General features: G+C 57.9%; 21 protein-coding genes. 11 read left to right on the top strand and 10 right to left on the bottom strand.

Annotated features, from left to right (window positions below; all coding sequences use genetic code 11):
* Positions 1 to 4: 4 nt before the first annotated feature.
* The gene (gene argS / locus CWM53_RS26905) at positions 5 to 1,738 is read right to left on the bottom strand and encodes an arginine--tRNA ligase (RefSeq protein ID WP_100630732.1); all 1,734 of its coding nucleotides are present in this window, start codon (positions 1,736 to 1,738) and stop codon (positions 5 to 7) included.
* Between the two features lie 235 nt (positions 1,739 to 1,973).
* Here argS and CWM53_RS26900 point away from each other — a divergent pair, with 235 nt between their 5' ends.
* Both CWM53_RS26900 and cutC read left to right on the top strand, forming a co-directional pair.
* Entirely contained in the window at positions 1,974 to 2,543 is a 570-nt protein-coding gene (locus CWM53_RS26900) for a VOC family protein (protein WP_008804239.1), read from the top strand.
* A 76-nt stretch (positions 2,544 to 2,619) separates the two neighbouring features.
* On the top strand, positions 2,620 to 3,363 hold the full coding sequence (cutC, locus tag CWM53_RS26895; protein WP_074385445.1) for a copper homeostasis protein CutC: 744 nt from the start codon (positions 2,620 to 2,622) through the stop codon (positions 3,361 to 3,363).
* Positions 3,364 to 3,444: 81 nt separating this feature from the next.
* Here cutC and cmoB read toward each other — a convergent pair whose 3' ends face one another.
* Genes cmoB through CWM53_RS26870 form a run of 5 tightly spaced genes read right to left on the bottom strand, consistent with a single transcriptional unit; the run spans position 3,445 to position 7,058 of the window.
* Positions 3,445 to 4,449 carry a tRNA 5-methoxyuridine(34)/uridine 5-oxyacetic acid(34) synthase CmoB gene (cmoB, locus tag CWM53_RS26890; RefSeq protein ID WP_100630731.1) on the bottom strand — a complete coding sequence of 335 codons (1,005 nt, stop codon included), beginning with the start codon at positions 4,447 to 4,449 and terminating at the stop codon, positions 3,445 to 3,447.
* Positions 4,446 to 5,189, bottom strand: a complete 744-nt coding sequence (gene cmoA, locus CWM53_RS26885) for a carboxy-S-adenosyl-L-methionine synthase CmoA (RefSeq protein ID WP_100630730.1) — start codon at positions 5,187 to 5,189, stop codon at positions 4,446 to 4,448. Before cmoA ends, cmoB begins: the two co-directional genes overlap by 4 nt.
* 39 nt (positions 5,190 to 5,228) lie before the next feature.
* Positions 5,229 to 5,624, bottom strand: coding sequence for an MAPEG family protein (locus CWM53_RS26880; protein WP_008804243.1), 396 nt, complete (start codon positions 5,622 to 5,624; stop codon positions 5,229 to 5,231).
* A gap of 52 nt (positions 5,625 to 5,676) precedes the next feature.
* A complete protein-coding gene (locus CWM53_RS26875) occupies positions 5,677 to 6,495 on the bottom strand; it encodes a DUF72 domain-containing protein (protein ID WP_100630729.1) in 819 nt (272 codons plus the stop codon).
* Positions 6,492 to 7,058, bottom strand: a complete 567-nt coding sequence (locus tag CWM53_RS26870) for a hydrolase (RefSeq protein WP_100630728.1) — start codon at positions 7,056 to 7,058, stop codon at positions 6,492 to 6,494. The genes CWM53_RS26875 and CWM53_RS26870 overlap by 4 nt, the downstream gene beginning before the upstream one ends.
* A gap of 267 nt (positions 7,059 to 7,325) precedes the next feature.
* Here CWM53_RS26870 and aspS point away from each other — a divergent pair, with 267 nt between their 5' ends.
* The 6 genes from aspS to ruvB all read left to right on the top strand — a co-directional run bounded on the left by aspS (position 7,326) and on the right by ruvB (position 12,592).
* On the top strand, positions 7,326 to 9,113 hold the full coding sequence (gene aspS, locus CWM53_RS26865) for an aspartate--tRNA ligase (RefSeq protein ID WP_061154091.1): 1,788 nt from the start codon (positions 7,326 to 7,328) through the stop codon (positions 9,111 to 9,113).
* 1 nt (position 9,114) lies between these two features.
* The gene (gene nudB, locus CWM53_RS26860; protein ID WP_002911477.1) at positions 9,115 to 9,558 is read left to right on the top strand and encodes a dihydroneopterin triphosphate diphosphatase; all 444 of its coding nucleotides are present in this window, start codon (positions 9,115 to 9,117) and stop codon (positions 9,556 to 9,558) included.
* 27 nt (positions 9,559 to 9,585) lie between these two features.
* Positions 9,586 to 10,326 carry a YebC/PmpR family DNA-binding transcriptional regulator gene (locus tag CWM53_RS26855; RefSeq protein WP_061154093.1) on the top strand — a complete coding sequence of 247 codons (741 nt, stop codon included), beginning with the start codon at positions 9,586 to 9,588 and terminating at the stop codon, positions 10,324 to 10,326.
* A 34-nt stretch (positions 10,327 to 10,360) separates the two neighbouring features.
* Positions 10,361 to 10,882 carry a crossover junction endodeoxyribonuclease RuvC gene (gene ruvC, locus CWM53_RS26850; RefSeq protein WP_061154094.1) on the top strand — a complete coding sequence of 174 codons (522 nt, stop codon included), beginning with the start codon at positions 10,361 to 10,363 and terminating at the stop codon, positions 10,880 to 10,882.
* 79 nt (positions 10,883 to 10,961) lie between these two features.
* Positions 10,962 to 11,573 (top strand): Holliday junction branch migration protein RuvA, encoded by a 612-nt coding sequence (ruvA, locus tag CWM53_RS26845; RefSeq protein ID WP_002911454.1) that lies wholly within the window; start codon positions 10,962 to 10,964, stop codon positions 11,571 to 11,573.
* Between the two features lie 8 nt (positions 11,574 to 11,581).
* Positions 11,582 to 12,592, top strand: a complete 1,011-nt coding sequence (ruvB, locus tag CWM53_RS26840) for a Holliday junction branch migration DNA helicase RuvB (RefSeq protein ID WP_074385449.1) — start codon at positions 11,582 to 11,584, stop codon at positions 12,590 to 12,592.
* 63 nt (positions 12,593 to 12,655) lie between these two features.
* Here ruvB and znuB read toward each other — a convergent pair whose 3' ends face one another.
* Positions 12,656 to 13,441, bottom strand: a complete 786-nt coding sequence (znuB, locus tag CWM53_RS26835; RefSeq protein ID WP_074385450.1) for a zinc ABC transporter permease subunit ZnuB — start codon at positions 13,439 to 13,441, stop codon at positions 12,656 to 12,658.
* Entirely contained in the window at positions 13,441 to 14,160 is a 720-nt protein-coding gene (znuC, locus tag CWM53_RS26830) for a zinc ABC transporter ATP-binding protein ZnuC (protein WP_233446057.1), read from the bottom strand. The genes znuB and znuC overlap by 1 nt, the downstream gene beginning before the upstream one ends.
* Positions 14,161 to 14,270: 110 nt before the next feature.
* On the opposite strand from znuC, the gene znuA reads away from it, so the two are divergent.
* The 3 genes from znuA to lpxM all read left to right on the top strand — a co-directional run bounded on the left by znuA (position 14,271) and on the right by lpxM (position 17,639).
* The gene (znuA, locus tag CWM53_RS26825; RefSeq protein WP_100630725.1) at positions 14,271 to 15,215 is read left to right on the top strand and encodes a zinc ABC transporter substrate-binding protein ZnuA; all 945 of its coding nucleotides are present in this window, start codon (positions 14,271 to 14,273) and stop codon (positions 15,213 to 15,215) included.
* Positions 15,216 to 15,230: 15 nt separating this feature from the next.
* Entirely contained in the window at positions 15,231 to 16,550 is a 1,320-nt protein-coding gene (mepM, locus tag CWM53_RS26820) for a murein DD-endopeptidase MepM (protein WP_061154098.1), read from the top strand.
* 117 nt (positions 16,551 to 16,667) lie between these two features.
* On the top strand, positions 16,668 to 17,639 hold the full coding sequence (gene lpxM / locus CWM53_RS26815; RefSeq protein WP_008804253.1) for a lauroyl-Kdo(2)-lipid IV(A) myristoyltransferase: 972 nt from the start codon (positions 16,668 to 16,670) through the stop codon (positions 17,637 to 17,639).
* A gap of 30 nt (positions 17,640 to 17,669) precedes the next feature.
* On the opposite strand, the gene dcuR is transcribed toward lpxM, so the two are convergent.
* Both dcuR and CWM53_RS26805 read right to left on the bottom strand, forming a co-directional pair.
* Entirely contained in the window at positions 17,670 to 18,386 is a 717-nt protein-coding gene (dcuR, locus tag CWM53_RS26810) for a two-component system response regulator DcuR (RefSeq protein WP_100729549.1), read from the bottom strand.
* Positions 18,387 to 18,450: 64 nt separating this feature from the next.
* On the bottom strand, positions 18,451 to 20,136 hold the full coding sequence (locus CWM53_RS26805) for an NAD-dependent malic enzyme (protein WP_100675383.1): 1,686 nt from the start codon (positions 20,134 to 20,136) through the stop codon (positions 18,451 to 18,453).
* Positions 20,137 to 20,175 lie beyond the last annotated feature (39 nt).

The raw sequence follows: 20,175 nt of genomic DNA, 5'->3' as shown, positions 1-20,175 counted from the left end.
CTGGTTACATACGCTCTACGGTTTCGATACCCAGAGTATCGAGACCCAGCTTGAGGGTTTTCGCTGTCAGCAGCGCCAGCTTCAGGCGGCTGTTGCGGATCTCCTCGCTTTCCGCGCTGAGGATCGGGCAGTGCTCGTAGAAGCCGGAGAACAGCCCCGCCAGATCGTACAGGTAGGCGCACATCACGTGCGGCGTCCCTTCGCGAGCGACCACGGAGAGGGTCTCTTCAAACTGCAGCAGGCGCGCGGCCAACTGGGCTTCGCGATCTTCGGCGATGACCACCGGCGCATCGTTCATCGCGTTTTCGTCGATGCCGGCTTTACGGAAGACGGAGAGCACGCGGGTATAGGCATACTGCATATACGGCGCGGTGTTGCCTTCGAACGCCAGCATATTATCCCAGTCAAAAACGTAATCGGTGGTGCGGTTTTTCGACAGATCGGCATATTTCACCGCGCCGATACCGACCACTTTCGCCAGATTTTCCAGCTCGTCAGCCGACATGTCCGGGTTCTTCTCCGCGACCAGGCGACGGGCGCGCTCCAGCGCTTCGTCCAGCAGATCGGCCAGCTTCACGGTACCGCCGGCGCGGGTTTTAAACGGCTTGCCGTCTTTCCCCAGCATCATACCGAACATATGGTGCTCCAGCGGCACAGAGTCCGGCACGTAGCCTGCTTTACGCACGATGGTCCACGCCTGCATCAGGTGCTGGTGCTGACGAGAGTCGATGTAATAGAGCACGCGGTCGGCGTGCAGCGTTTCATAGCGATACTTCGCGCAGGCGATATCGGTGGTGGTATAGAGGTAGCCGCCATCCTTTTTCTGGATGATGACGCCCATCGGTTCGCCTTCCTTGTTTTTGTACTCATCAAGGAACACCACGGTGGCGCCTTCGCTCTCGACGGCCAGCCCTTTGGCTTTCAGATCGGCGACGATCCCCGGCAGCATCGGGTTATACAGGCTTTCACCCATCACGTCATCGCGGGTCAGCGTCACATTCAGGCGATCGTAGGTGATTTGGTTTTGCGACATGGTGATGTCGACCAGCTTACGCCACATCTGCAGGAAGTACTGATCGCCGCCCTGCAGTTTAACCACGTAGCTACGTGCGCGCTCGGCAAAGGCTTCGTCTTCATCGTAGTGCTTTTTCGCTTCGCGATAGAAACCTTCGAGGTCGGCCAGGGCCATTTCACCGGCGTTTTCCTGCTGCTGTTTTTCCAGATACGCGATCAGCATGCCAAACTGGGTGCCCCAGTCGCCGACGTGGTTGGCGCGGATCACCTTATGACCCAGGAACTCCAGGGTACGGACTGAAGCATCACCAATGATGGTCGAACGCAGATGGCCGACGTGCATCTCTTTCGCCACGTTGGGGGCCGAGTAGTCGACGACGATAGTCTGCGCCTGCGGTTTCGTGACGCCCAGGCGCTCAGACTGCAGCGCGCGGTTGACGTTGTCCGCCAGAAACGCGGGATCGAGGAAAATATTGATAAAGCCCGGCCCGGCGATTTCAACCTTATTGGCAATGCCGTTGAGGTCAAGATGAGACAGTACCTGCTCTGCAAGTTGTCGCGGCGCCATGCCCAGTTTTTTGGCGACAGCCATCACGCCGTTGGCCTGATAGTCACCGAACTGAACTTTTGCTGACTGGCGGACCTGAGGTTCGCAATCGGCAGGCGCGCCTGCCGCGATCAGGGCCTGGCTGACTTTTTCTGAGAGAAGAGCCTGAATATTCACCGGAATACCTTACGTGTAATGCGCCTGCCCCCGAGGGAGGCGGCGCCATAATGTGGACAAATTAGGGCGGGAGTATACTGCATTTGTCCCCGTCCGTCAGCATTGCGCGCGGCGCGGCGGCGTGCGCAATCCATCGCCGTTCGGTTGCCCGTCAGCAGGGCGGCGGTTGGTCCGCAGGCCGAAACACGGTAAATTACCTTTTCATTACTGACGAGCATCATTGACGAGTAAACCCATGGCAAACTGGCAGCAAATTGAACAACTGGCCGATATTACGGCTGATCTCCCGCGATTTTCCGATGCGCTTCAGCGCTTCACTGCGCGACTGGGGCTGGAGATAGCCGGACTTGATGCCGACCATATCTCCCTGCGCTGTCATCAGAATACCACGGCGGAACGCTGGCGCCGCGGTCTGGAACAGTGCGGAACCCTGCTGTCGGAGAATATGATCAACGGCCGGCCCATTTGCCTGTTCAAACTGGCGGAGCCGGTCTGCGTGGCGCACTGGCGCTTCCATATCATTGAGCTGCCGTGGCCGGGTGAAAAGCGTTATCCCCATGAAGGCTGGGAGCATATTGAAATTGTCCTGCCTGGCGATCCGGCAACCTTAAATGCCCGTGCTCTGGCGCTGCTGGCCGATGACGGACTCAGCCAGCCGGGGATCGTCGTCAAAACCAGTTCGCCGAAAGGGCAGCATGAGCGTCTGCCGAACCCCACTCTGGCGGTGACCGACGGTAGCGTGACGGTGAAATTTCATCCGTGGTCTATTGAACAAATCGTCGCCAGCGAGCAAGCTGATACATAACAGTGTGAAGCGGCGCGGCGTCTGTGGCGCGAAATCGTGACATGCTCGAAGGATGGTCTGGATCAGGGAGAGGGAAATGGCGGTACTGGAAGTCTGTTGCTATAGCGCGGCGTGCGCCCGGGAGGCTGAGCGCTGCGGTGCCGATCGCATCGAGCTCTGCGCCGCGCCGCAGGAAGGGGGATTAACGCCCTCTTATGGGGTGCTGGTCTCGGTCCACGAGGCGATGACCATTCCGGTGCATCCGATTATTCGCCCCCGCGGTGGCGATTTCTGCTACACCGAGGCGGAGTTCGCCTCGATGCTTGCCGATGTTCAGATGGTACGTGAGCTGGGGTTCCCTGGTCTGGTGACCGGTGTGCTGGATGCTGATGGCCATGTGGATATTCCGCGGATGAAAAAAATAATGGCCGCGGCCGGGCCGCTGGCGGTGACCTTTCATCGCGCGTTCGATCTGTGTGCCGACCCGCGTCAGGCCTGGAATACACTGGGTGAGCTGGGGATTAAACGTATCCTGACTTCCGGTCAGCAACCCTCAGCGGAGAAAGGTATTTCATTAATTACGGAACTTATTGCCGCAGGGGATACTCCAATCATTATGGCCGGTGCGGGAGTCCGCGCCGCGAACCTGCCGCTGTTTCTGCAGGCGGGGGTGAAAGAGGTTCATAGCTCTGCAGGCCAGTGGTTGCCATCGGAAATGCGCTTTCGTCATCCAGGCGTTTCGATGTCAGCCGATCCTGATGCGGACGAATACAGGCGCTACGCCGTTAATGGCGAAGCGGTGGCGGAGATGAAAAGGATTATCTCCGCCTGGAGAAGTTAAACGGTTTTTTGCTGCACATCATGTCGCCCAATATGATGATTGCCCGTACCAGGCCCCTGCCCATTAAACAGGGGCCTTTTTTTATCTCGCTTTTTTCGCCAGCGACTGCTGCGTTTCCGGTTTGGTGGCGATAATCACCGCGCGCAGCGGAGCCGGATAGCCTTCCACGGTTTTGCGCTGATCCTGCGGGTCGAGGAAATCGGCCAGTGATTCACTGGTCATCCATTCGGTGCGCCGCTGCTCCTCAGTCGAGGTGACGCAGGCATCGACGATGCGCACATCGATAAACCCGCACTTCTCCAGCCACATTTTCAGGGCCGCCGCCGAGGGGATAAAATAGACGTTGCGCATCTGCGCATAGCGTTCGCCCGGAACCAGCACCGTATTTTCATCCCCTTCGACCACCAGCGTCTCCAGCACCAGCTCGCCTCCCGGCGCTAGCTGATCTTTCAACTGCCACAGGTGGTCCAGCGGCGAGCGGCGATGGTAAAGCACGCCCATCGAGAACACGGTGTCAAAAGCTTCCAGCGCCGGCAGCTGTTCGATACCCAGCGGCAGCAGATGCGCCCGCTGATCGTTACCGAGCAGCTTACGGACCGCTTCAAACTGGCACAGGAACAGCTGGGTGGGATCGATGCCGACCGCCAGATGTGCGCCGGCGCCGATCATTCGCCACATGTGATAGCCGCTGCCGCAGCCCACATCGAGGATAGTCCGCCCGGTGAGATCGGACAGGTGCGGCAGGACACGCTCCCACTTCCAGTCAGAGCGCCATTCGGTATCAATGTTAATGCCGTACAGCGAATAAGGCCCTTTGCGCCATGGCATCAGGTTTTTTAGCAGATTTTCTACCCGCAGCTGATGGCCTTCGCTAAGCGGCGTTTCGCTCTCGGCGGTGACGCTGTGCAGGAGGTCCAGACGCCAGGGCGTTAATTCAGGGAGAAACTCAACGGCACGCTCCCATTCGCGAAACTTGCCGTGCAGGGCTTCGCGCTGCCAGGCGGCTACCTGAGCTGGCAAGGTTTCCAGCCAGTGAGACAGCGGGCTTTTGGCGATCAGCTGATAGAAATTACTGAAGTCGATCATGCCTGCTCCCCGGATTTTACTGCCACCAGCGAGCCAAAGTTAAAGCACTGGAACCATAGTTCGGCATGTTCAAACCCAGCCTGACGCAGGCGGGCTTTATGGGTTTCCACGGAGTCCGTCAGCATCACGTTTTCCAGCATGCTGCGTTTCTGGCTGATCTCCAGCTCGCTGTAGCCGTTCGCGCGTTTAAAATCATGATGCATATTGAACAGCAGCTCGCCGACGTGGGCGTCTTCGAAGCTGAATTTCTCCGAGAGCACCAGCGCGCCGCCGGGGTTGAGCCCCTGATAGACTTTATTCAGGATCGCCTGGCGATCGCCTGGCTCGAGGAACTGAATGGTAAAGTTCAGGATAACCAGCGAGGCGTTTTCAATGGCCACCGCACGGATATCCCCTTCAATCACCTCGACCGGCGTCGGGGCTTTATAGGCGTCAATATGACGGCGGCAGCGTTCCACCATCGCCGGGGAGTTATCGATGGCGATAATGCGACATCCTGGATGGCTAATACTGCGGCGCACGGAAAGGGTGGCGGCGCCCAGCGAACAGCCAAGATCGTAAACCTGGGTGTTGGGCTGAACGAAGCGCTCGGCCAGCATGCCGATCATCGAGATGATATTGGAATAGCCGGGCACAGAACGCTGGATCATATCGGGGAAGACTTCAGCAACCCGTTCATCAAAGGTCCAGTCGCCGAGGCTGGCAATCGGCGCGGAAAAAAGCGTATCGCGGTGAGACATAACGTTAAACCCGAAAAAACGAAAACGGCGTATTGTGCGCTAACGGAGGGAGAAAACCAACTCCCAGGGCATATACCAGAGATTGGCCAGCACCATCAGCAACAACGCGCACCAGGTCGCGCTCATGCCGGAGCGGCGCCAGTGGTAGACGCGGTGATGAAAACCCCAGGAGTGCATCAGTCGCCCGACAATCAATAAAATGCCGCAAACGTGCACCATCCAGGTCTGGGCGCCATTCATCTCCATAAATAGCAGCAAAATGAGGCCAATCGGCACATATTCGACGGCATTACCGTGAACGCGGATGGCAACCTGCAGCTCGCTAAAGCCGCCGTCACCGTAGCCCACATGGTACTGGGTGCGTAAACGCACCACGTCGAAAGAAAACTTCACTAACAATAACGCACCTAAAACGGCATACAGCGCGCTGACCATACGAAAACTCCCTTTAACTCTGGCAGATGGCTCCGATTATGATAGCAGGATATCAGAAAAGGGAGGATTGCTGCGGAATCGACGGCGCATTTCCTGCCGCCGGCAGGGCGGTGTGCAGATCGCTCCACAGCGTATCCACCAGTGTTGGCGCGTAAGCAATGTCAGGGGTATGCAGGAACAGCCACGGGGTGCCAGACTGATGCCACTTCGGCAGGGTCTGCAGCCAGACGCGAAACAGTTCCCGGTTGTGGGCCATGTCGTCACCGCCGATAAAGCGCACCATCGGCTGCCGGGCGGTCATCACCGCATGTACCGGCACTTTGGGTTTCTTTTTCTGCGCGTCGATCATTGCCGGGCTGGTGGCCGCGGCGCTGTGGACCGGGCGGCTGTCGAGGATCACGCGGTTAACGTTGCGCTCGTGCAGCCCTCGATTGAGCTGCTGTTCCGCTTCGCCTTTGGCGAAGAATTCGGGGTGACGAACCTCGACGCCGTAGGTGAAATCCGTCGGCAGCCCGTCGAGAAATTGCCATAACGCGGGGAGATCGCGAGGACCGAAGGTCGCCGGCAGCTGCAGCCAGTACTGGCCGATGCGCGAGGCCAGCGGCGCCAGGCGGGCAAAAAATTCACTGCTTAACTCGTCGCAATGACGCAGGGCGGCCTGGTGCGAGATGGTGGCCGGGAATTTGAAGCAGAAGCGGAAGTCATCGTGGGTCTGTTCATACCAGCGGGTGACTATCTCCGGCTTCGGCAGCGCATACAGGGTAGTGTTGCCCTCCACGCAGTTAAAGTGGCGGGCGTACTCTTCAAGGCTGGTGATGCCAAGGCGCACCCATTTCGGGTGCGACCACTGGGGAAGCCCAATATAAATCATAGCGCGGCGAGGATCTCCTCGGTGCTGCGCACCCGACCGATGCGCGGGAAAATATGCGTCATGCTGCCCTGATGCTGCTCGGCGGAGGCGGCGCTGCAGGCATCTTCAGCGATGACCAGGTTAAAACCCAGCTCCCAGGCGTTGCGGGCGGTGGATTCGACGCCGATATTGGTGGAGATGCCGCAGAGAATAATGGTGTCGATACCGCGGCGGCGCAGCTGAAGCTCAAGGTCGGTGCCATAGAACGCGCCCCACTGGCGTTTGGTCACTTCGATATCGCTCTCCTGCTTACCGAGCGTGGCCGGGTAGGTCCACCAGTTTTCAGGCAGCGTATGCGCCCCGGCCTGAGCGTCGACAGGCTGTTTCAGCGCTTCAGCGAAATCGGCCGACCAGCCAACGCGGACCATGATGACCGGTGAACCCTGTTGTCGACACTGGTCTGCCAGGCGAGCGGCACGCGCCACCACCTCGTCAGCCCGATGTGGTCCGCCGGCGAAAGGCAGAATGCCTTCCTGCAGATCGATCACCACCAGCGCCGTTTTTTTTGCATTGAGTTCTAACATGGTATCCCCGTATCTTGTTCTGTTGTCAGGCGGCTACAATACCTGCGCGGCTTCTGCAAAAGGGTAACAAATATTGTTAATTTATGTGAGTGTAGACGTTAAGCGCGCAGCAAAGCAGCGTACATCGTGCGTCGGACTTATCGAACGACAGAATTTCCAGTATAATAGCCGCCTTTTTTCATTCAGTTGTGACATCAGCTAAAGCTGCGACCTCGTCGCCTGCAGGGCAGACGACAATCCGCCGACGGCTAAGTTAAGGGATATCTCATGCGTACAGAATATTGCGGACAGCTTCGACAGTCCCACGTTGGGCAGCAGGTGACTCTGTGTGGTTGGGTCAACCGCCGTCGCGATCTCGGTAGCCTCATTTTTATCGACATGCGCGACCGCGAAGGCATCGTTCAGGTGTTTTTCGACCCGGATCGTGCGGATGCGTTGAAATTAGCCTCTGAACTGCGTAATGAGTTCTGCATTCAGGTCACTGGCACCGTCCGCGCGCGTGAAGAGAAAAACATCAACGCGGACATGGCCACCGGCGCCATCGAAGTGCTGGCCTCCGATCTGACGATCATTAACCGCTCAGAATCGCTGCCGCTGGACTCCAATCACGTCAACACCGAAGAAGCGCGTCTGAAATACCGCTACCTCGACCTGCGTCGTCCGGAAATGGCGCAGCGTCTGAAAACCCGCGCGAAAATCACCAGCTTTGTGCGTCGCTTTATGGATGACCATGGCTTCCTCGACATCGAAACCCCGATGTTGACTAAAGCCACCCCGGAAGGCGCTCGCGATTACCTCGTGCCTTCCCGCGTGCATAAAGGCAAATTCTACGCGCTGCCGCAGTCCCCGCAGCTGTTCAAACAGCTGCTGATGATGTCCGGGTTCGATCGCTATTATCAGATCGTTAAATGCTTCCGCGATGAAGACCTGCGTGCCGACCGTCAGCCTGAATTTACCCAGATCGACGTGGAAACCTCCTTTATGACCGCGCCGCAGGTGCGTGAGATCATGGAAGCGATGGTGCGTCAGCTGTGGCTGGAAATTAAAGGCGTCGACCTGGGCGATTTCCCGATCATGACCTTCGCCGAAGCCGAACGTCGTTACGGCTCCGATAAACCAGATCTGCGTAACCCGATGGAGCTGGTGGACGTCGCCGACCTGCTGAAGTCCGTGGAGTTCGCGGTCTTTGCCGGCCCGGCCAACGATCCGAAAGGACGTGTGGCGGCGCTGCGCGTCCCGGGCGGTGCCTCTCTGACCCGCAAGCTGATTGACGAATACGGCAACTTTGTGAAGATCTACGGCGCGAAGGGGCTGGCCTATATTAAAGTGACCGAGCGTGCGAAAGGCATGGACGGGATCAACAGCCCGGTGGCGAAGTTCCTGACCGCTGAGATCGTGGAAGCCATCCTCGAGCGCACCGGCGCGCAGGACGGCGATATGATCTTCTTCGGCGCCGACAACAAGAAAGTGGTGGCTGACGCGCTGGGCGCGCTGCGTCTGAAGCTCGGTAAAGACCTGAGCCTGACTGACGAAAGCAAATGGGCGCCGCTGTGGGTGATCGACTTCCCGATGTTCGAAGACGACGGCGAAGGCGGCCTGACGGCGATGCACCATCCGTTCACCTCGCCAAAAGATATGACGGCGGACGAGCTGAAAGCCGCGCCGGAAGAGGCTGTAGCCAACGCCTACGATATGGTCATTAATGGGTATGAAGTCGGCGGCGGTTCTGTGCGTATCCACCGCGGCGACATGCAGCAAACTGTATTTGGCATCCTGGGCATTAACGAGCAAGAGCAGCGTGAAAAATTCGGCTTCCTTCTGGATGCGCTGAAATACGGTACGCCGCCGCATGCGGGCCTGGCGTTCGGTCTTGACCGCCTGACTATGCTGCTGACCGGTACCGATAACATCCGCGACGTTATCGCCTTCCCGAAAACCACCGCGGCGGCCTGTCTGATGACCGAAGCGCCAAGCTTCGCGAATCCTGCCTCACTTGGTGAACTGGGTATTCAGGTTGTGGAGAAAGAGACAAAAGCGTCTCTGGAGAACAAGTAATATGTCATTTAAGCTGCCCGTTTCGGTGCTGGTGGTGATTTACGCCGAAGATACGAAACGGGTGCTGATGTTACAGCGGCGCGACGATCCCGCGTTCTGGCAGTCGGTGACCGGCAGCCTGGAAGCAGGAGAGACCGCGCTGCAGGCCGCCGCGCGTGAAGTAAAGGAAGAGGTCGCCATTGATGTTGCCTGCGAGCAACTGACCTTAATTGACTGTCAGCGCACGGTGGAGTTCGAGATATTTTCTCATTTGCGTCATCGCTATGCGCCGGGTGTAGAGCGCAATACAGAATTCTGGTTCTGTCTTGCGCTGCCTCATGAGCGGGAGATTACCTTCACCGAACATCTGGCCTACCGCTGGGTCAGCGCGACGGAAGCCGCTGCGCTGACCAAGTCGTGGAGCAACCGGCAGGCGATTGAAGAATTTGTAATTAACGCCGCCTGAAAGGGCGCGCTTTTTGGAGAGTTTTTTATGGCAGGTCATAGTAAATGGGCCAACACCAAACACCGCAAAGCGGCACAGGATGCTAAACGCGGTAAAATCTTTACGAAAATCATTCGCGAGCTGGTGACTGCGGCGCGTCTGGGCGGCGGCGACGCGGCTTCCAACCCGCGTCTGCGTGCAGCCGTTGATAAAGCGTTGTCTAACAACATGACGCGCGACACCCTGAACCGCGCCATCGCGCGCGGCGTCGGCGGTGATGAAGACGCGAACATGGAAACCATCATTTACGAAGGCTATGGCCCTGGCGGTACCGCGGTAATGGTGGAATGTCTGTCCGACAACCGTAACCGTACCGTTGCGGAAGTGCGTCACGCCTTCACCAAAACCGGTGGTAACCTCGGTACCGACGGCTCCGTGTCCTATCTGTTCAGTAAGAAAGGCGTCATCTCCTTCGAGAAAGGCGATGAAGACACCATCATGGAAGCGGCGCTGGAAGCCGGCGCAGAAGACGTGGTGACCTATGACGACGGCGCCATCGACGTCTACACCGCGTGGGAAGAGATGGGCGCCGTGCGCGACGCGCTGGAAGCCGCTGGCCTGAAAGCCGACGCTGCCGAAGTCTCGATGATCCCGTCCACCAAAGCGGATATGGATGCCGAGACGGCGCCGAAGCTGCTGCGTCTGATCGATATGCTCGAAGACTGCGACGACGTGCAGGAAGTGTACCATAACGGCGAGATCTCCGACGAGGTCGCAGCCACCCTGTGATGCAGTCGCATCCACGGTTAACTGGAGGCGCGTGATGGCTATTATTCTCGGCATTGACCCGGGGTCGCGCGTCACCGGTTATGGCGTGATCCGTCAGGTCGGACGGCAGTTGAGCTACCTTGGCAGCGGATGCATCCGCACCAAAGTGGACGATCTGCCGTCGCGGCTGAAGCTGATTTACGCTGGGGTGACGGAGATCATCACCCAGTTCCAGCCCGACTATTTCGCCATTGAGCAGGTCTTTATGGCGAAGAACGCCGATTCGGCGTTAAAGCTCGGCCAGGCGCGGGGAGTGGCGATTGTTGCAGCGACCAATCAGTCGCTGCCGGTGTTTGAATACGCCGCCCGCCAGGTCAAGCAGACCGTTGTCGGGATCGGCAGTGCCGAAAAGAGCCAGGTCCAGCACATGGTGCGTACCTTGCTCAAGCTGCCTGCCAATCCGCAGGCGGATGCGGCGGATGCGCTGGCGATTGCCATCACCCACTGCCATGTTAGCCAGAATGCCGCTCAGATTAGTGAGACCCGGCTCAATCTGGCGCGAGGGCGCTTACGATAATCGCAAATCAGGCTGGATATCTATCCAGCCTTTTTTTATGATACCGCCAGATACTTAGACCATAACGCAGGAGCCCCATGTGATAGGCAGACTCAGAGGCATCATTCTCGAAAAACAACCCCCGCTGGTGTTGCTGGAAACAGCGGGCGTCGGCTATGAAGTGCATATGCCAATGACCTGCTTCTATGAGCTGCCGGAGGCCGGTCAGGAGGCGATAGTCTTTACCCACTTTGTGGTGCGTGAAGATGCCCAGCTGCTGTATGGTTTTAACAACAAACAGGAACGTACGCTGTTTAAAGAGCTGATTAAAACCAACGGCGTGGGGCCAAAGCTGGCGCTGGCGATCCTCTCCGGCATGTCGGCGCAGCAGTTCGTCAACGCCGTTGAGAGGGAAGAAGTCGCCTCGCTGGTGAAGCTGCCGGGGATTGGCAAAAAAACCGCTGAACGCCTGATCGTCGAGATGAAAGACCGCTTCAAAGGGCTGCACGGCGACCTGTTCACTCCGGCGGCCGATCTGGTGCTGACTTCACCGGCAGGCCCGACGGCAGATGATGCCGAACAGGAAGCGGTTGCCGCGCTGGTCGCGCTGGGCTATAAACCGCAGGAGGCCAGCCGGATGGTAAGCAAGATCGCGCGTCCGGACGCCAATAGTGAAACGCTAATCCGCGAAGCGCTGCGCGCCGCGTTGTGAGGTAAGGGATGATTGAAGCAGACCGGCTGATCTCGGCAGACAGCAGCGGCGCAGAAGAGGCCGTTGACCGCGCCATCCGCCCAAAATTGCTGGCAGAGTATGTCGGCCAGCCGCAGGTGCGCTCGCAGATGGAGATCTTTATCCAGGCGGCGAAACTGCGCGGCGACGCCCTCGATCACCTGCTGATTTTTGGCCCGCCTGGGTTGGGGAAAACCACCCTGGCGAACATTGTCGCCAATGAGATGGGGGTGAATCTGCGCACCACCTCCGGCCCGGTGCTGGAGAAAGCAGGCGATCTCGCCGCGATGCTCACCAACCTCGAACCGCACGACGTGCTGTTTATCGATGAGATCCATCGCCTCTCGCCGGTGGTGGAAGAGGTGCTCTACCCGGCGATGGAAGACTATCAGCTGGATATTATGATTGGCGAAGGTCCGGCGGCGCGCTCCATCAAAATCGATCTGCCGCCGTTTACCCTGATCGGCGCCACCACCCGGGCCGGTTCATTGACCTCGCCGCTGCGCGACCGCTTTGGCATCGTGCAGCGTCTGGAGTTCTATCAGATACCCGATCTACAGCATATTGTCAGCCGCAGCGCCCGCCATATGGGGCTGGAGATGAGCGACGAAGGCGCGCTGGAAGTGGCCCGTCGTTCACGCGGCACGCCGCGTATCGCCAACCGTCTGCTACGTCGGGTGCGCGACTTCGCGGAAGTGCGCCATGACGGCACCATCTCTGCCGACATTGCCGCCCAGGCGCTGGATATGCTGAATGTCGATGCGGAAGGGTTCGACTATATGGACCGCAAACTGCTGCTGGCGGTGATAGATAAATTCTTTGGTGGGCCGGTGGGGCTGGATAACCTTGCCGCCGCGATCGGCGAAGAGCGGGAAACCATTGAAGATGTGCTGGAGCCTTATTTAATTCAGCAGGGTTTTCTGCAGCGTACGCCGCGGGGAAGAATGGCGACGGTGCGCGCCTGGAATCATTTCGGCATTACGCCGCCGGAAATGCCATAGTGCGTTGCGGCAGAGCAGTGCGTGTGGAGGCCCGGTCAACAGCATGACCGGGCTTTTTCATTTTCAGCTGGCGGCTTTTTTCGTCATGCTGAGGATAAACAGCGCGGCGGCGCACAGCACCACCGATGGCCCTGCGGGGGTATCGTAGAAGGCCGATAGGGTTAGCCCCCCGGTGACCGCCAACATGCCCACGCCAACTGCCACGGCGGCCATCTGCTCCGGCGTGCGGGCAAAACGGCGGGCGGTGGCTGCCGGGATAATCAGCAGGGAAGTGATGATCAGCGCGCCGACGAACTTCATCGCCACGCCGATAGTCAGGGCGGTGACCAGCATCAACAGCAACTTCACGCGCTGCAGCTTCACGCCATCGACAAACGCCAGATCCGGACTGATGGTCATCGCCAGCAGAGGTCGCCACTGCCAGAGCAGGATACCAATCACAATCACTACGCCAATGGCGATGGCAATCAAATCCTGCGGCGTCACTGCCAGCAGATCGCCGAACAGGTATGCCATCAGATCTACGCGGACGTTAGACATCAGACTGACCACCACCAGCCCCAGCGACAGTGCGCTGTGCGCCATGATGCCCAGCAGGGTATCGATCGCCAGATGGGGGCGTTTCTCCAGCCACACCAGCCCGCCGGCCAGCAGCAGGGTCACGGCGATCACCGCATAAAACGGATTGATGTTAAGCAGTAAGCCGAAAGCGACGCCGAGCAGCGACGCATGCGCCAGCGTATCGCCAAAATAGGACATGCGGCGCCAAACCACAAAGGAGCCCAGCGGACCGGCGGCGCAGGCCAGCATCATCCCGGCAAGCCAGCCAGGTAACAGAAGTTCAATCATTAGCGGCTGTTTCCCCGACGCAGTACAATTCGCCCCTGAAGGTCGTGGCGGTGATTATGGTGGTGGCGGTAAATCCCCAGCTGTTCCGCGCCGCGCGGGCCGAACATGGAGATAAACTCCGGATGCATGGAGACCACCTCCGGCGCGCCGGAGCAGCAGATATGCTGGTTCAGGCACAGGACTTCGTCGGTTTTGGCCATCACCAGATGCAGGTCGTGCGATACCATCAGCACTGCGCAGTCCAGTTCATGGCGCAACTGGTCGATAAGATCGTAAAGCGCCACCTGGCCATTGACGTCAACCCCCTGGGTCGGTTCATCCAGCACCAGCAGCTGTGGGCGGTTGAGCAGGGCGCGGGCCAGCAGTACGCGCTGGGTTTCGCCGCCGGAGAGTTTTTGCATCGGCGCGTCGATCAGATGCCCGGCCTGCACACGTTTCAGTGCCGGCAGGATGTCGTCTTTGCGGGTACCCGGGCGTAAACGCAGGAAGCGGCTGACGGTCAGCGGCAGTGTGGCGTCAAGATGCAGCTTCTGCGGCACATAGCCGATCCGCAGGCGTTCTTCCCGCTTGATGACACCTTCTGTCGGTGCTACCAGCCCCAGAACCACCCGCACAAGGGTCGATTTACCGGCGCCGTTCGGGCCCAGTAGCGTTAATATTTTGCCTGGCGTGAGTACCAGCGAGATGTCAGACAGCACGCGGCGTTGGCCAAAGGCCACCGACACATTTTCCAGCGTAACAAGGTTTGTCATAGTAATTTAGGGTTGCACAAGCTAGTGAATGTTATAATATCACATCACATTCACTCGTTTCGATGACTAGACGCATTATGTTACATAAAAATACGCTTCTTTGCGCTGGACTTAGCGCTGTTTTTTTGTTCGCGCAGGTTCCGCTGGCCAGCGCCGCCGTAGTGACTTCCATGAAACCGCTGGGCTTTATTGCAGCCGCTATCGCCGATGGGGTGACAGATACTCAGGTGCTATTGCCCGACGGCGCCTCAGAGCATGACTATTCACTGCGGCCTTCTGATGTAAAACGCTTACAGAACGCAGACTTAGTGGTATGGATTGGTCCGGAAATGGAAGCCTTTATGGATAAGTCGACGCAAAGCATTGCGGCGAATAAAAAGGTGACCATCGCGGAGCTGGATGGGGTGAAGCCGCTGCTGATGACCGGCGCTGACGACGATGACGATCATCATGGTCATGACCACGGCGCAGCAGAAAAAAGTGACGGCGATCACCATCACGGTATTTACAATATGCATCTGTGGTTATCCCCAGAGATAGCGCGGCTTTCGGCGGTTGCAATCCACGATAAATTATTGGAACTTATGCCGCAGAGTCGAGCCAAACTCGACAGCAACCTGCAGCAGTTCGAGGCCGCGCTGGCGGCAACTGACAAGCAGGTTAGCAATGAGCTGGCACCGCTGAAAGGGAAGGGCTATTTCGTTTTTCATGACGCCTACGGTTACTTTGAAAAACACTACGGTTTGACCTCACTGGGGCACTTTACCGTCAACCCTGAAATACAGCCTGGTGCGCAGCGTTTACACGAAATCAGAACACAACTGGTTGAGCAGAAGGCCACGTGCGTTTTTGCTGAGCCACAGTTCAGGCCAGCGGTTATCGAAGCTGTTGCCCGGGGCACTTCTGTGCGCATGGGAACCCTGGATCCGCTGGGTACTGGAATTACGTTGGGTAAAGCGAGTTACCCACAATTCCTGACCCAGCTGGCGAATCAGTATTCGAGCTGCCTGAAAGGAGATTAACGAGGAAGTGAATACGTGCAACAGATAGCCCGCGCTGTCACTCAGGCATTCAACAATCTGCCACGACCTCATCGCGTCATGTTGGGGTCGCTTAGCGTTCTTACCTTAGCGGTCGCCGTCTGGCGACCCTACATTTACCACCCGGAATCCGCCCCCATCGTCAGAACCATTGAACTGGAAAAAAGCGAGATCCGTTCCCTGCTGCCGGAAGCCTCCGAGCCGATCGACCAGGCCCCGCAGGAAGAAGAAGCCATTCCTCAGGATGAGCTCGACGAGAAGGCCGATACCGATGCCGGCGGTCACGAATATGTGGTGTCGACCGGCGATACGCTCAGCAGCATCCTGAACCAGTACGGTATCGATATGGGTGATATCGCCCAGCTTTCCTCCGCCGATAAAGAGCTGCGTAATCTGAAGATTGGCCAGCAGCTCTCCTGGACTCTGACCGCGGACGGCGATCTGCAGAGTCTGACCTGGGAGATGTCCCGCCGCGAAACCCGCACTTATACCCGTGTGGACAACGGTTTTAAAATGAGCAGCGAGCTGCAGAAAGGCGACTGGGTCAACAATGTACTGAAGGGCACCGTCGGCGCCAGCTTTGTCTCCAGCGCACGCGACGCCGGGCTGACCAGTACCGAAATCAGCGCGGTGATCAAGGCCATGCAGTGGCAGATGGATTTCCGTAAGCTGAAAAAAGGCGACGAGTTCTCGGTATTGATGTCGCGTGAAATGCTCGACGGTAAGCGCGAGCAAAGTCAGCTGCTGGGCGTGCGTTTGCGCTCCGATGGTAAAGACTACTTTGCTATCCGTGCCGAAGACGGCAAATTCTACGATCGTAACGGGACGGGGCTGGCGAAAGGCTTTATGCGCTTCCCAACGGCGCGTCAGTTCCGCGTCTCCTCTAACTTTAACCCGCGTCGTCTGAACCCGGTCACCGGGCGCGTCGCGCCGCACCGTGGCGTCGATTTCGCGATGCCGCAGGGGACGCCGGTGCTGGCAGTCGGCGATGGCGAAGTGGTGGTGGCCAAGCGCAGCGGCGCTGCCGGGTATTATGTTGCTATCCGCCATGGTCGCACCTATACCACCCGCTATATGCACTTGCGTAAGCTGCTGGTGAAACCGGGGCAGAAAGTGAAGCGCGGCGATCGTATCGCGCTGTCGGGGAATACCGGCCGCTCTACCGGACCGCATCTGCACTACGAAGTGTGGATCAACCAGCAGGCGGTCAACCCGCTGACGGCTAAGCTGCCGCGTACCGAAGGGCTGAGCGGTTCCGACCGTACCGATTACCTGGCGCAGGTCAAAGAGGTCGTCCCGCAGCTGCGGTTTGACTAACTACCGGTCAGTGGAAAGCCGGTGCCCCAGGGCGCCGGCTTTTTCTTTTGTAGGTTACCCAACGTCTCGCTACACTATCCCATTATCTTGATTAAGCAGTCGACCTGCGGATTGGGCATGGAAACGAAAAAAAATAATATTGAGTTTATCCCTAAGTTTGAGAAATCCTTTTTACTGCCGCGCTACTGGGGCGCGTGGCTGGGCGTCTTTGCCTTCGCTGGCATCGCGCTGACGCCGCCTTCCTTTCGCGATCCGATCCTCGGCAAACTCGGCCGCTTCGTAGGGCGTTTGGCGAAAAGCTCGCGGCGCCGGGCGCAGATTAATTTGCTGTACTGTTTTCCGGAAAAAAGCGAGCACGAACGGGAAGCGATCATCGACGCCATGTATGCCTCGGCGCCGCAGGCGATGGTGATGATGGCCGAGCTGGGCCTGCGCGATCCGCAGAAAATCCTTGCCCGCGTCGACTGGCAGGGGAAAGAGATCATCGACGAGATGCAGCGTAATAACGAGAAAGTGATTTTCCTCGTTCCGCATGCCTGGGGCGTGGATATCCCGGCGATGCTGATGGCCTCCGGTGGGCAGAAGATGGCGGCGATGTTCCACAACCAGGGTAACCCGGTCTTTGATTACGTGTGGAATACCGTGCGCCGTCGTTTTGGCGGGCGTATGCACGCGCGCAACGATGGGATCAAACCGTTTATTCAGTCGGTGCGCCAGGGCTACTGGGGCTACTATCTGCCCGACCAGGATCACGGCGCTGAGCACAGTGAATTTGTGGATTTCTTTGCCACCTACAAGGCGACGCTGCCCGCGATTGGCCGTTTAATGAAGGTATGCCGCGCCCGCGTCGTACCGCTGTTCCCGGTCTATGATGGCCAAACGCATCGCCTGACGGTGCTGGTCCGCCCGCCGATGGACGATCTGCTGGACGCTGACGATACGACGATCGCCCGGCGGATGAACGAAGAAGTGGAAGTGTTTGTTAAGCCGCACACCGAGCAGTACACCTGGATCCTGAAGCTGCTGAAAACGCGCAAACCGGGTGAAATCGAGCCCTATAAACGCAAAGAGCTGTTCCCAAAGAAGTAGTCTAAAAGAGAGCCAGTGGGCGTTCCCGGCTCACTGGCTATATTGCGTCAGTAACATCACGTTCTCGACGACAAGCCGGTAGCGATACTCCGGGCGGCCAGTGATACCGTAGTGATTGGTCGTGAAGAGCACGTTTATCTGCTCCAGCCAAATCAGGTATTTGCGGCATGACACCCTGGATATCTGCAGCGCCGCCGCCAGCTCGTTGGTCGAAAAATCGCCCGCCTGATGGGCGTCAATCCACTGGCACACCAGGCGAAGGGTTTGCGGAGTCAGCCCTTTCGGCAAGCGGCGGGCGCTTTCCTGTTGCGGGATCCCGCGACGCAGCAGGGTGTCGATATCCGCCTGGGCGTAACAGGATTTCGCCTGCTTCACCTCACGCTTGTTGCGCCATGTCTGCAGGGCTTCCTCAAAGCGCGGAAACTGAAACGGTTTAATCAGGTAATCCACCACCCCATAGTGCAGCGCCGTTTGTAGCGTGAGCGCATCGGCGGCAGATGTCATCATGATGACGTCAATATTCCGCGCATCTGCGCGAAGCGAGGGCAGCAGGTCAAGGCCATTCTCCTGTTGCATATAGACATCCAGTAGCAGCAGATCGACCTGCGCCAGATGGCTCAGCATCGCTTTGGCGCCGCCGATCGTCGCCGCCACCCCGCAGCAGTGAAAATCAGCCACCCGGCTGATAAACAGCCGGTTCAGTTCGGCTACCATGGGATCATCATCGACGATCAGCACATTGAACATGCGTGGTTCCCCGGTGTGGCGGGAAGCCAGCCGACTTCCCGCAAGATGAGTTGAGGAATGACGATCAGAATGACGATCGTTTATAGGCGGTGTAGCGCGCTCGCCAGAAGGTTTTATCGATATTCGCCGCCAGCTGTGCCTCATCAATCTGCGGTGCGACACCGTCCCGCTGCGCGGCGCGAGCGACCTCTGCGGCAATAGCCCGGGAAATCATTTCAATCTCTTCAACCGGCGGCAGTAAAGCACCGGTTTCACGGGTCGCCAAAGGCGAGTGGGCTGCGAGGGTTTTACTGCAGGTGATCAGCATCGCTTCGGTGACGCGCTGCGCTTTACTGGCGAGGATCCCCAGCCCCAGACCGGGGAAAATATAGGCGTTGTTGCACTGAGCGATATCGTAGGTTTTGCCGTCGTAGAAGACGGGTTCGAACGGGCTACCGGTGGCGATCAGCGCGCTTCCCCGGGTCCACTCCAGCAAATCCTTCGGCTGGGCCTCGGCCCGGGAGGTGGGGTTAGACAGCGGCATAATAATCGGACGCGGGCAGTGCCGATGCATCTCTTTCACAATCTCCTCGCTAAACAACCCCGGCTGGCCTGACACGCCAATCAGTACGGTAGGGTGGACGTTGCGTACGACATCCATCAGCGACAGCTGGGCGGACTCGGTATCCCAGTGGGCAATACTGGCTCGCGGCGTGACGAGGTTGCGTTGAAAATCGAGCAGATTGGGCATCTCATCCGTCAGCAGGCCAAAGCGGTCAACCATAAAGATGCGGCGGCGCGCTTCCTCCTCCGAGAGACCATCATCCACCATCAGCGCAATGATTTTTTCCGCAATGCCGCATCCGGCCGAACCGCCACCGAGGAAAACTACCCGCTGGTCGCGGATCGGCGTCCCGGCCGCGGCCGCGGCGGCGATCAGCGTCCCTGAGGTCACGGCGGCGGTACCCTGGATATCATCGTTAAAACAGCACAGCTGGTGACGATAGCGGTTGAGCAGTCGCGTGGCATTCTTTTGGGCAAAGTCTTCAAACTGAAGTAATACATTCGGCCAACGTTGCTGAATGGCATGGACAAACATGTCCATAAACTCAAGGTACTGCTCGTCGCTGATGCGCGGATGGCGCCAGCCCATATACAGTGGATCCTCCAGATGCTGCGGGTTATTGGTACCAACATCTAACATAATGGGCAGCGTGGATGCCGGGTGAATACCCCCGCAGGCGGTATATAACGAGAGTTTGCCAATGGGGATCCCCATGCCACCAATCCCCTGGTCGCCCAGCCCCAGAATGCGCTCGCCATCGGTCACGACAATGACTTTGATATCATTGCGGGAAAACCCCTGCAGCATTTCGTCAATCTGGTGACGGTTAGGCCAGGAAATAAATAAACCGCGTCCCCGGCGATATATTTCTGAAAAATGTTCGCACGCTTCTCCCACCGTCGGGGTATAGATCACCGGCAACGTTTCTTTCATATGGCTGCGCAGCAGGTTATAGAATAATGTCTCGTTAGTATCCTGAATATTCCTGAGATAGATATGGCGCGAAATACTCTTTTTGAACTGGCAAAACTGGCCCCATGCGCGCTCGGTTTGTTCTTCAATGGTTTCAACATTATGGGGTAACAGTCCTTGAAGATTAAATGCCGTGCGTTCACTTTCGGTAAATGCAAGGCCTTTATTTAATAACGGATTTTCCAGCAGGACGGCACCGTTATAGGGAGTGTATAAGGTTTCTGTGGCTAACATTGGATGACTCCTGAATATCAAATTAAAACATTGCCTGAT

Source organism: Klebsiella sp. A-Nf5 (assembly GCF_002810545.1).
GTDB lineage: Bacteria > Pseudomonadota > Gammaproteobacteria > Enterobacterales > Enterobacteriaceae > Klebsiella > Klebsiella variicola.
This window is presented reverse-complemented; position numbering and strand designations above follow the sequence as displayed.

Bases quoted from the DNA above. Each gene is read 5' to 3' on its own strand.
- CWM53_RS26880 (WP_008804243.1), bottom strand. From the start codon at position 5,624: ATGGTCAGCGCGCTGTATGCCGTTTTAGGTGCGTTATTGTTAGTGAAG.
- ruvB (WP_074385449.1), top strand. From the start codon at position 11,582: ATGATTGAAGCAGACCGGCTGATCTCGGCAGACAGCAGCGGCGCAGAA.
- dcuR (WP_100729549.1), bottom strand. From the start codon at position 18,386: ATGTTCAATGTGCTGATCGTCGATGATGATCCCATGGTAGCCGAACTG.
- CWM53_RS26805 (WP_100675383.1), bottom strand. From the start codon at position 20,136: ATGTTAGCCACAGAAACCTTATACACTCCCTATAACGGTGCCGTCCTG.
- ruvC (WP_061154094.1), top strand. From the start codon at position 10,361: ATGGCTATTATTCTCGGCATTGACCCGGGGTCGCGCGTCACCGGTTAT.
- znuA (WP_100630725.1), top strand. From the start codon at position 14,271: ATGTTACATAAAAATACGCTTCTTTGCGCTGGACTTAGCGCTGTTTTT.
- cmoB (WP_100630731.1), bottom strand. From the start codon at position 4,449: ATGATCGACTTCAGTAATTTCTATCAGCTGATCGCCAAAAGCCCGCTG.
- CWM53_RS26855 (WP_061154093.1), top strand. From the start codon at position 9,586: ATGGCAGGTCATAGTAAATGGGCCAACACCAAACACCGCAAAGCGGCA.
- CWM53_RS26900 (WP_008804239.1), top strand. From the start codon at position 1,974: ATGGCAAACTGGCAGCAAATTGAACAACTGGCCGATATTACGGCTGAT.
- znuB (WP_074385450.1), bottom strand. From the start codon at position 13,441: ATGATTGAACTTCTGTTACCTGGCTGGCTTGCCGGGATGATGCTGGCC.
- cmoA (WP_100630730.1), bottom strand. From the start codon at position 5,189: ATGTCTCACCGCGATACGCTTTTTTCCGCGCCGATTGCCAGCCTCGGC.
- lpxM (WP_008804253.1), top strand. From the start codon at position 16,668: ATGGAAACGAAAAAAAATAATATTGAGTTTATCCCTAAGTTTGAGAAA.
- cutC (WP_074385445.1), top strand. From the start codon at position 2,620: ATGGCGGTACTGGAAGTCTGTTGCTATAGCGCGGCGTGCGCCCGGGAG.
- CWM53_RS26870 (WP_100630728.1), bottom strand. From the start codon at position 7,058: ATGTTAGAACTCAATGCAAAAAAAACGGCGCTGGTGGTGATCGATCTG.
- aspS (WP_061154091.1), top strand. From the start codon at position 7,326: ATGCGTACAGAATATTGCGGACAGCTTCGACAGTCCCACGTTGGGCAG.
- nudB (WP_002911477.1), top strand. From the start codon at position 9,115: ATGTCATTTAAGCTGCCCGTTTCGGTGCTGGTGGTGATTTACGCCGAA.
- CWM53_RS26875 (WP_100630729.1), bottom strand. From the start codon at position 6,495: ATGATTTATATTGGGCTTCCCCAGTGGTCGCACCCGAAATGGGTGCGC.